Here is a 245-nt window from a genome sequence, read left to right as displayed (position 1 = left end):
GTGGAATGACGAAGCCCTCTCTCCTCCTGGAGATCAGGGTGAGGAGCAGGGAAAGGTTGGGCCGATCGATGAAGAGGAATTGCTCAGGGCCAGCCGATACCAGTTCGATGTCTGGTGCGCCGGCTATAACTGGCTACAGTCCAACCGGCAGTCGGCGCTGGATGTACGCGACTATATCGAGAATACCGTGTTGCCTTTCTACCAAACGGAGTGCGGTCTCGATCCCGAGCAGATGAGACGTATGA

General features: G+C 56.3%; 1 protein-coding gene. It reads left to right on the top strand.

Annotated features, from left to right (window positions below; translation table 11 throughout):
• The coding region (locus ACLJNW_RS27685) for a hypothetical protein (protein ID WP_410961777.1) at window positions 1–245 on the top strand (245 nt) is incomplete at both ends.

This window comes from Salmonella sp. SAL4457 (genome assembly GCF_046548235.1).
GTDB classification, from domain to species: Bacteria; Pseudomonadota; Gammaproteobacteria; order Enterobacterales; family Enterobacteriaceae; genus Salmonella; species Salmonella enterica.
This window is presented reverse-complemented; position numbering and strand designations above follow the sequence as displayed.